Here is a 9,953-nt window from a genome sequence, read left to right as displayed (position 1 = left end):
CCGCATGGCCCCCTGCGCGTCAAAACAGGGTGTCGCGCACGCGCAACGGCCGGTACCCCGTGGGTCCGAGCTGGGCCAGCTCGCCTTCGATATCGACCTCGATGGAACCGAAGAAGTTGATGTTCTCGCTGTGTGCCGGGGAGATGTGCGCCAGGACCTCCTCATCGATGAGCCGCCCAGCCTCGCGCATCGACTCCACCGCCAGGCCGTAGTACTCGGTCGTCCAGGCGACCACGGCGTTGGTGAGCAGGGTCAGACACCACGCCTGTTCACTCTGCTGTTCCAGATGGCGGCTGCGGATGGTGCCCTCGTGGGCGTGCAGCAGTCGCGTTTGAGCGCGTGCAGCGACTCGCCCTTGTTGAGCTGGCGGGAGATCTTGCGCCGGTAGGCGGGGTCGGCCAGGTAGCGGGCGGCGTAGATGGTGCGGCGCAGCGCGCCGTACTCCTTCAGCGCCGCCGCCAGCGCGTTCTGCCGGCTGGATGCGGAGAGTTTGCCGACCGGCAGGGATGCGGTCGGCGTGGCCGAACTTCAGCGACCCGGCCAGCCTGAGCAGGTCGTCGTAGTGCTCGGTGATCAGACCGGTGTTCAGCCGCCGAGTCGTTGACCAGCGTCACCCCGTGGGTGTCGGTCGCATGCTCGGTGATCGGGATGTCGGTCGCGTTGCCCAAGATCTCGTCCAGCACGTAGTGGGCCTCGCGGTTCGTCGCGACGATGATCTTCGTGCAGTAGGTGGTGTGCTGATCGGTCACATGGGTGTAGGTCGACAGGCCCTCGTGGGCGAAATACCTGCTCAACGCCCTGGCGGTGACCGACTTGCCGCGGGTGGGGAAGCGTTGCCCATCGCTGGAGGACAAGGTGTCGGCGCCGAAGATCGGGGTGAGCGGCAGCATCTCGGTCAGCTCGGCCTTCAGCGCGATCGCCTCCGCCGGCACGTCCTCCGCGGTCAACGGCGAGATCACCAGGTCGCCCTCCTCGTCCAGGCGCACCGGGCCGTCCCCGGCGGCCAAGACCTCCTCCAGTTCCCCCAGCGCCTCACCCAGCTCCCGCTCGGCCCCGGCTAGGGCACCGGAGGCCTGTACGGGCTTGCCGACCAGCCGGCAGAACTCCGCCCGCTGCGAGGACCACTGCCGCGGCGTCAGCAGGTAAGCCGCCGGGTCGCCATATCGGCGCGAGCCCGGCACGAACACATCCCCGCTGCGCGGGCCATCCCGCAAGGCCAGCAAGGTGCACAACTCCCAATAGTGCCGAAAATCGCTGGCGTTACCGCCGGTGGCCGCCGGGGGGCGGTGCCGTATGACCGGGTGCGGTCGTGCAACGGGGCGGGAACGCGCTCGATCTCCTCCTGATCGACCGCCTGGGGCTCGGCCTGGCGCCGGGCATGCTGCGCGACACCCTCGCGCACATGCAGCTCAGGCGTTGGGCTGCCAGGGTGCCTCGCTGAGCAGTCGGTCGCCGAGTTCGGTCCGCGAGTAGAGCACCTGCCGGCCCGCACGACGCGAGGTGAGCAGCCCGGCGGCGCGCAGCGCCTGGAGGTGCACGCTGAGCGTCGGCGCGGAGAGCGCCATCTGAGTGGCGGCCTGGCTGGTCGACATCGGCAGGTCGAGCTGGGCCAGCAGGGCGGCCCGGGTCTGCCCGAGCACGCCGGCAAGCGCCGAGCCGGTCTGCTCGGGGTGCTCCTCCCAGAGCCGGCCGAGGCCGCGCGGGGAGTAGGAGACGCTGGGGGCCTCTGGCTGCGCGGTCCGCAGCAGGACGTCCGGCCAGGCGAAGGCGCACGGCACGAGGAACAGGCCGCGCCCGCCGCAGTCGGCGTGGCCCTCGTAGTACTTGACGATCCTTAGCGTCTCGTCGGCGAACGTTACCGACGGATGCAGGTCGCTCATCATCCGGTCGACGCCGCCGTCGGCCAGGGCGTCGAGCCGGTAGGCGATGTCGTCGTTGAGTAACGCATCGATCCGCGGCCAGTCTGGGGCGATCGCGACCCGGTGGTACGCCTCGAGCGCCTCCGTGACGGGGCCGATGCCCGCATCCGGCCGGTCCACCAGCGCCTGGAGCAGGGCTCGCCGTCCTTCGCGGCCGGGCCCCTGCTGGGCGACCGGATGGGCCGCCAGGTGCGCCAACTCCTGCGCCACGATCTCCGGATCGGCGTCGGCGATCTGCGCCAGCGCATCCGCGAAGGTCGAGGACCGGCGACCGGGCGGCGGCACCAGGAAGTCGGGGATGTAGCCCTCCGGACGCACCAGCGCCCGCAGTAGGTCGAGGTCGCGCTCGCGCAGCCGGCCCGCTCGCTCGGCGAACCTGTCGATCCAGGGACGGTGCAGGTGCCGTCCTTGCCTGCGGGCGGCCAGCGTACGCAGGCTGGCGACGGTCTCCATGAGGGGCGAGGCGGCGAAGCGCACGCGGGTCAAGTCCGTCGCCGTGAAGTGCAGGTGGATCACGCGGCGCCCCTTCCGATTAGATCTGAGCCTAATCGTGGCCGTGCGCGTGAGGTCACCGCAGACTGAGGACATCCACCCCGACCACGGATAGGACATCGAAGATGCGCACGCTGATCTACACCGCCTTCGTCTCGCTGGACGGTGTCGTCGACTCTCCCGGCGGCGGCAGCCGCTCCGAGGCCCACCGCAGCGGCGGCTGGACCTTCAAGGACATCGAGTTCCTGCCCGAGGCGTACGAGCTCAAGGGGCGGGAGACCGAGGAGGCCACCGCGCTGATGTTCGGCCGGACCAGCTACGAGGTGTTCTCGCCGGTGTGGCCGGACATGGAGGAGTTCGCCGCTCTCAAGGAACTGCCGAAGTACGTCGTCTCGACCACCCTCGGCCAGGACGCCCTCGTCGACAACTGGGGTGACATCACGATCCTGCGCTCCCTCGAGGACGTCGTGAAGGTCAAGGAGACCGACGGCGGCTCCATCTTCATCCACGGCAGCGCCACCCTCGCCCGCAACCTCTCCGACGCCGGTCTGATCGACCGCTACCACCTGCTGGTCTTTCCCGTGCTGCTCGGAGCGGGCAAGCGGATGTTCAGCGACACCGACAAGGACAAGCAGATGCTGAAGGTGGTCGAGTCCGAGACGTACGCCAACGGCATCACCAAGCTCGTCTATGACGTCGTCCGCTGAGGTGGCCGTCATGACCCGCGAATCGATGATGGAGGTCCTGCCCGCAGCGTACGAACGACTGCACGCGTACGGGCCGGAGTTCGGCGGTGACGAGGAGGGCAACCACGGGCTGACCAACCACGGTCCGATGGCCGTGGAGGTCATGGTCCGGCGGGGGCTCGACATCGACGTCGAGGGCTGGCTCGACCGCTACGTACGCCGCCTGGCGGAGCTGCCCGGCACGAGCGCGGCCATCCAGCCCGGCGAGTGGGGCGCGGCGCTGGGCCAGGCGCGACGGCTGCCCGACTGGGCCGCGTACTTCCGGCACGAGCTGACCGAGCGCCCGTGGCAGGAAGTGCTCGCCGTGTGGTGGCCCCGGCTGCTGCCGGGCATCGTGGCCGGCTCGACCCACGGCGTGATCCGGGTCAGCCACGCGGTGCGTACACTGCGCGGCACCGCTTGCGCCCCAGCACGCCAGACCCTCGACGAGCTGGCCCACGGGCTGGCGTTCTGGGCGGCGCGCTACCGCGAGCTCGCCGGGGTGGTCGCGCCGGAGGGCGCCCTCACACCGCAACAGGCCCTGACAGCCGTCACCCGGCTCAACGACCAAAGCGGCTTCATCGCCCACCGGCTCGACCGGCTCGAGCGCAGCCCGGGCTGGACTGCGAGCCTGCGCGCGCTGATACCCGCCGCGTCCGCCGAGGAGGTCCCCGCGCGGCTGGAGTCGCTCGTCGACAGCGCCGCCAGGGCCTACCTCAGGCTCGGCCACGGCTCGCCGGTCCTGCTGGTCCACGCCGCTACCGCGCCCAACGCCGTGCGGCACGTGCTCCCGGTCCTGCCGGCCGAGCAGTGGCTGCCAAGTCTGACGGCGGCCTGGGCGGCCGTGGCGGCGGTCATCGCGACGTACGCCCCGGCCCGGCCGGCCCCGTGCGCGGAGATCGTCCGGGGCTATCCCGAGCTGACCCGCGAGGACGCGCTCCAACGGGCGGCTGAGCACGGCGACGAGCACGTCCTGAAGTTCGCCGACACCGCCGTCGAGTCATACGACCGCACCGGCGACCCCGAGCTGCTCGCCGCGACCCTGCACGTCGGCGAGCTGATCGACCGTCCCTGACGGGAGAAAGGTCAGATCCCTACGACGACCTTGGCGCGGACGTGCGCGACCTCGAGGTGTGAATTCGCGGTCAACGACGGTGCGCATGGCCGCCGTGTTCAAATGAGCTTCCTCGTCATCCAGGGAACTGTCCGTTTTGGCGGAATCCAGCGGCGGCGAATCTACTATGTAAAGGCCTGGGCTCTGCGTAGCCCTTCTCCGTGGTGCTCATAGGCCGGGGCTTCCGTGACCTGTAGGGCGTATGCAGCAGGGCGTGGGGAACAGAGGCTGTTAGCTGACTGCGGATGGCGGATCACTGACACCACCTCGACACCCTGTGACGCGAATACTCACTCGTGCCGTGCCATGCGGCGATATCTGTACGGAGCACCGTTATCAGAAGTGAGGCGAACGCCGGTTGATCACCTTCATGACCTTGAGTGGTTTTCTCGGGGCGGGCAAGACCACCACTCTCGTCGCGGTCGCGAAACATCTCCAGTCGCAGGGCCGCAGGGTCGCGGTCATCACCAACGACCAGGGCACCGAACTGGTGGACACCCAGCTCGCCAAGTCGGCGATCGCGGAGGCCGGCGAGGTCACGGGCGGATGTTTCTGCTGCCGGTTCGAAGACCTGCTGACCGTCGCGCAGCGCCTGGTCGACGGCCACCAGGTGGACACACTGCTCGCCGAGGCGGTGGGCAGTTGCACCGATCTGCAGGCCACCGTCATCCGGCCGCTCAGTGCTCACTACGGTGAACGTTTCGCGCCCGCCCCCCTCCTGGTTGTCGTCGAACCGGAAAGGCTTGACGCGCTCCGTACGTCGTTGCCGCTGGACGACACGGAGTCGGACATGTCCTACCTGTTCGGCAAGCAGTTACAGGAAGCCGACGTGATCGCGCTCAACAAGATCGACCTGCTCGACGCGGCGGAGGCCGCCGCCGTCATCGCGGATCTGCGCGAGCGGTACCCCACGGCCACCGTGCTCGGCTACTCGGCGAAAACCGGCGAGGGGCTGGAACAACTGGTGTCTTTTTGGCTGGGCTCGGAGCCCGTCGGGCGCGGTCTCGACATCGACTACGACCGCTACGCCAACGCCGAGGCCGCGCTGGCGTGGCTGAACCTCAGCCTGGACGTGACGGCGGCGGAGGGCTTCGACCCGGACACCTGGGCCCGTGCGCTGCTGGAGCACCTGTCCGCGACCGCCGCGCGCAACGGCTGGATGATCGGCCACGTGAAGATCAGCCTCGAGTCCGCAGGTGACCTGAGCAAGGTGAGCGTGACCGCCGGCGGTGCCGAGCCGACCGTGGACGCCGCGGTGGGGAGGACGTTCACCGGTGCGGAGGCACGGCTCAACGCCCGCGTCGCGTGCGAGCCCGCCGAGCTCGACGCCGCGGTGGTCGAGGCGGTGAAGGCGGTGTCCGCCGCCACCGGCACATCGGCCGTGCAGAGCGCCGGCGTCCCGTCGTTCAAACCCGGCTACCCGCGTCCCACCTACCGGATCCCCGCGGCGGCAGGATGAGGTGAAGCCGGGGGCGGCCTGGGCTCGCCGCCGCACCCGTCCGCGCGTGAAGGAGGCCGCCGTGGCTCACGAGGAGATCGTCGACCGTTACTCCAGGTTCGCCAGGAACGCGATGACCGGCCAGCCCGCCCACGCGTCCTTCGGTGAGGGCTGCGTCGGCGCCGCCGGCTACGACGACACCGCCGCCCTGCCCGACGGTGCCCTGCGCGCCAGCCTGGGCTGCGGCGACCCCGTCGCCGTGGCCGACCTCCACGAGGGCGACGTCGTGCTCGACCTCGGCTCCGGCGGCGGGATCGACGTCCTGCTGTCCGCCCGCCGCGTCGGCCCCACCGGCAAGGTCTACGGCCTCGACGCCAGCCCCGACATGCTGAGCCTCGCCCGCGACAACGCCGCACAGGCCGGTGTGACCAACACCGAGTTCCTGCACGGCACCATCGAGCACGTCCCCCTGCCCGGCCGTACGGTCGACGTGGTCATCTCCAACTGCGTCATCAACCTGTCCGACGACAAGGCCGCCACTCTGGCCGAGGCGTTCCGCGTCCTGCGCCCCGGCGGCCGCTTCGGCGTCAGCGACGTCGTCACCGAGGACGGCATCCCCGACCAGGACCTGCGCCGCCGCACGGAGACCCGCATCGGCTGCACGGCCGGTTCCCTGACCGTCGGCGAGTATCGCACCCTGCTCATGAACGCCGGCTTCACCGGCATCACCATCACACCGACCACCGACCACGGTGATGGCGTCCACTCCGCCATCGTCAAGGCCGGCAAGCCTCCCGTCGCTCCCGGCTTCGAGATCCGTCCCATGCGGGACGCGGACGCCGCCCAGGTCCTGGAGGTCTACCAACTCGGCCTCGACACCGGCCACGCGAGCTTCGAGACCACCGCCCCGACCTGGGAGACGTTCAGTTCCGCCCGCCTCGGCCATCTGCGGTACGTCGTCGCCGACACCCGTACGGGCCAGGTGGTCGCCTGGGTGGCCGCCTCCCGCGTCTCCGCCCGTCCCGTCTACGCGGGCGTCGTCGAACACAGCATCTACGTCCATCCCGATTACGGTTCCCGGGGCCTGGGTCGTGCCCTTCTGAACGCCTTCGTCACCGCCAGCGAGGACGCCGGCATCTGGACCATCCAATCCGGCGTGTTCCCCGAGAACACGGCCAGCCTGGCCCTGCACCAGGCGGCCGGCTTCCGCGTCCTCGGCACCCGCGAACGCATCGGCCGCCATCACGGCGTCTGGCGCGACGTCTTCATGATCGAACGCCGCAGCCCCGCCATCTGACGTCACCGGGATCCGGGGTACGGCCCTACAGCGCGACCAACGCATTCAGGCCCACTGCTGATGAAGCGTGGCAGTTACCGCCTCGATTTCAGAGTCAGAGGCTGAGCGCCACACCTCGCTGTCTTGATGTCGAACGGGTACGACAATTTTCGGGTGGATCGTCCATACGACCGTCCGGAGAGGACGCTGTTCCGTGATCACTTCCTGATGCGGTTGGGGCCGGTGCCCAGGGCGAGGAAGCCGGCGAGGGCGGACACGGCCGCTAGCAGGGCGAACAGGTGCGGGTAGCCGCCCAGGGGCGGGGCGAGAGTGGCCCCGGCGAAGGGGGCCAGAGCCGCCTCCGCGGCCGGTCGTCATCTCCGGTCGCGGCCGCGCTGGTGTGGAGGTCGGTCACCGCGGTCAGCAGCCGCCGGTGGAGGCGGGAGCGCCGATGCCGATCTGCAGGGTGGCCGGGGCGGCACAGCAGCCACCGGACGAGGAAGCCGCGTTCTCGGGCTGGTCGAACAGCCCGGAGCCGCCGCACACCCCGGTCTCGGGCAGGACCAGTTCGACGCGTTCGGCGGCCTCGCGGTCGCCGGCCAGGGCGGCGGCGATGGACCGGGTCTGCTCATAGCCGGTCATGGCCAGGAACGTCGGGGCGCGGCCGTAGGACTTCATGCCGACCAGGTAGACGCCCTGCTCGGGGTGGGACAGCTCGTTGACACCGTGCGGGTAGACGGTGCCGCAGGAGTGCAGGTTGGGGTCGATCAGCGGCGCCAGCGCGAGCGGGGCCTGAAGGCGCTCGTCCAGGCCGAGGCGGACCTCGGACAGGAACGACAGGTCGGGGCGGAAGCCGGTCAGCACGATGACCTCATCGATCGGCTCGGTGGCCCGGCCGTCGTCGGCGATGAGCACCAGGCGGTCGCCGTCACGCTCGATCGCGGCGGTGCGGAAGCCGGTGACCGCGCTGGCGTGGCCGGCCTCAACGGCGGCCTTGGCCGCCAGACCGAGGGCGCCGCGGGCGGGAAGCTGGTCCGCCTCGCCGCCGCCGAAGGTGTCGGCGCCGATGCCCCGCCGCAGGACCCAGACCGTGTGCGTGCCCGGCTCCTGGGTGGCCAGGTCGGCAAGGGCCGCCAGCGCGGTGAAGGCCGAGGCCCCGGAGCCGACCACCGCGGTGCGCCGCCCCGCGTACCGGGCATGTACGGCCGGGTCCCGCAGGTCGGGGACGCGGTAGGAGATGCGATCGGCCGCGCTCTTCTCACCGAGCGCGGGCAGACCGTCGCCGCCGAGCGGGTTGGGGGTGGTCCACGTGCCGGAGGCGTCGATGACCGCACAGGCACCGATGCGCTCTTCGCGGCCGTCGGCGGCGCGTACGTGCACGGTGAAGGGCTGCTCGTCGCGGCCGGAGTCGACCACCCGGTCTCGTCCGGCCTTGGCCACACCCGTGACGGTGGTGGTGTAGCGGACCCTGTCGCCGAGGGCGTCGGCGAGCGGCTGAAGGTACTGCTCGGCCCAGTATCCGCCGGTCGGGTACGTCGCCGCGTCCGGGCGGACCCAGCCGGTCGGGGCGAGCAGCTTTTCGGCGGCGGGGTCGACGACCTCACCCCAGGTGGAGAACAACCGCACATGTGACCACTCTCGGACGGCAGATCCGGCCGCGGGGCCGGCCTCCAGCACCAGCGGGTCGAGTCCGCGGTCGATCGAGTGGGCGGCAGCGGCAAGTCCGATGGGACCGGCTCCGATCACGACGACGGGCAGTTCGGCGGCGGGCGTGGTCACGGCGTCTCCTCTGATTCAACATTCGTTTATAAGTTGCGCGGCCAGCATGGCATCTGTTTCGATAACCGTCAACATAGACACTCATCAAATTAGGGACGGGGTTCGTCATGGACGCCGAGGTTGTGGTGATCGGGAGTGGCCAGTCGGGGCTGGCCACGGCGTACGCGTTGCGACGGGAGGGGTTGACGCCGGTATTGCTGGAGGCCGCGGACCGGCCCGCCGGGTCGTGGCCGCACTACTACGACAGCCTCACCTTGTTCTCCCCGGCCCGCTACAGCTGCTTGCCGGGCATGCCGTTCGGAGGGGACCCGGACCGCTACCCCCGCCGGGACGAGGTGGTCGACTACCTCACCGCCTACGCCGCCCGCCTGGACGCCGAGATCCGCACCCGCGCTCGCGTCGCGGAGGGCAGCGCGGAGGGCAGCGCGGAGGACGAAGGGTTCGGCATCACCCTGGACGACGGCAGTCGCTTCGCCGCGCGGGCCGTGGTTGCGGCAAGCGGAACCTTCGGCAACCCCTATCGGCCCCCGCTGCCCGGTCTGCGGGACTTCACCGGGACGATGCTGCACGCGGCCGACTACCGCGCCCCCGAGCCGTTCGCCGGCCGGCGGGTCATCGTGGTCGGGGCGGGGAACTCCGCGGTGCAGATCGCCGCCGAACTCGCAACCGTGGCGACGGTGACGCTGGCCACCCGCGCCCCGGTCCGCTTCGCCCGCCAGCACCTGCTCGGCCGGGACTTGCACTTCTGGCTCACCGTCACCGGGCTGGACACCGCGCCGCTGGGCCGCCTGCTGCGCACACCTCCGACTGTGCCGGCCCTCGATGACGGCCGCTACCGCTCAGCCCTGAACGCCGGTGCCCCGGATAGGCGTGCCCTGTTCACCGAGGTCGGCGACAGCAAGGTGACCTGGGCGGACGGCACGACCGAACAGGTGGACGCGATCGTGCTGGCCACCGGCTACCGCCCCGACCTGCCCTACCTGGCAGGGCTCGGCGCCCTGGACGCGGCCGGGCGTCCGCTGCACCGCGACGGCGCCTCGCTCACCCACCCCCTGCTCGCGTATGTCGGGCTCGAATGGCAGCGCAGCCTGTCGTCCGACTCGCTGCGCGGGGTGGGTCGGGACGCCGCCCGCTCCGCCCGGCGGCTGGCAGCCCGCCTGCGCCGCTGACCGGCCTGCAGCCGCCACCGGACGAGCGGACTGGGCTGGCC

8 protein-coding genes and 1 pseudogene are annotated in these 9,953 nt (G+C 70.7%); 5 read left to right on the top strand and 4 right to left on the bottom strand.

The genetic code is table 11. The features are described from left to right. Window positions 1-19: 19 nt before the first annotated feature. From HHX30_RS41000 to HHX30_RS35990, 3 genes and pseudogenes are all read right to left on the bottom strand, one after another. A pseudogene (locus HHX30_RS41000) lies at window positions 20-462 on the bottom strand (Tn3 family transposase). Next, complete coding sequence (locus HHX30_RS40990; RefSeq protein ID WP_211593192.1) at window positions 447-1,232, bottom strand: Tn3 family transposase; 786 nt, start codon at window positions 1,230-1,232, stop codon at window positions 447-449. The pseudogene HHX30_RS41000 and the gene HHX30_RS40990 overlap by 16 nt, the downstream one beginning before the upstream one ends. Window positions 1,233-1,409: 177 nt before the next feature. Next, on the bottom strand, window positions 1,410-2,435 hold the full coding sequence (locus HHX30_RS35990; RefSeq protein WP_211593190.1) for a DUF5937 family protein: 1,026 nt from the start codon (window positions 2,433-2,435) through the stop codon (window positions 1,410-1,412). 101 nt (window positions 2,436-2,536) lie between these two features. Between HHX30_RS35990 and HHX30_RS35985 the strand changes: the two genes are divergently transcribed. The 4 genes from HHX30_RS35985 (at window position 2,537) to HHX30_RS35970 (ending at window position 6,985) form a co-directional block, all read left to right on the top strand. Then, window positions 2,537-3,118, top strand: a complete 582-nt coding sequence (locus tag HHX30_RS35985) for a dihydrofolate reductase family protein (RefSeq protein ID WP_169988071.1) — start codon at window positions 2,537-2,539, stop codon at window positions 3,116-3,118. Window positions 3,119-3,128: 10 nt separating this feature from the next. Next, window positions 3,129-4,211 carry a questin oxidase family protein gene (locus HHX30_RS35980; RefSeq protein WP_211593188.1) on the top strand — a complete coding sequence of 361 codons (1,083 nt, stop codon included), beginning with the start codon at window positions 3,129-3,131 and terminating at the stop codon, window positions 4,209-4,211. Between the two features lie 397 nt (window positions 4,212-4,608). After that, window positions 4,609-5,709 (top strand): GTP-binding protein, encoded by a 1,101-nt coding sequence (locus tag HHX30_RS35975; RefSeq protein ID WP_283246963.1) that lies wholly within the window; start codon window positions 4,609-4,611, stop codon window positions 5,707-5,709. Window positions 5,710-5,770: 61 nt separating this feature from the next. After that, on the top strand, window positions 5,771-6,985 hold the full coding sequence (locus HHX30_RS35970; RefSeq protein WP_211593184.1) for a GNAT family N-acetyltransferase: 1,215 nt from the start codon (window positions 5,771-5,773) through the stop codon (window positions 6,983-6,985). Between the two features lie 399 nt (window positions 6,986-7,384). Here the strand turns inward: HHX30_RS35970 and HHX30_RS35965 are convergent, their stop codons facing one another. Then, a complete protein-coding gene (locus tag HHX30_RS35965) occupies window positions 7,385-8,743 on the bottom strand; it encodes an NAD(P)-binding domain-containing protein (RefSeq protein WP_169988067.1) in 1,359 nt (452 codons plus the stop codon). A gap of 107 nt (window positions 8,744-8,850) precedes the next feature. Between HHX30_RS35965 and HHX30_RS35960 the strand changes: the two genes are divergently transcribed. Next, complete coding sequence (locus HHX30_RS35960; RefSeq protein WP_169988065.1) at window positions 8,851-9,912, top strand: NAD(P)/FAD-dependent oxidoreductase; 1,062 nt, start codon at window positions 8,851-8,853, stop codon at window positions 9,910-9,912. Window positions 9,913-9,953 lie beyond the last annotated feature (41 nt).

The organism is Microbispora sp. H10836, assembly GCF_012999525.1.
Lineage (GTDB): Bacteria > Actinomycetota > Actinomycetes > Streptosporangiales > Streptosporangiaceae > Microbispora.
Note: the sequence above shows the minus strand (reverse complement) of the source record. Positions and strands in the feature narration are given on the sequence as shown.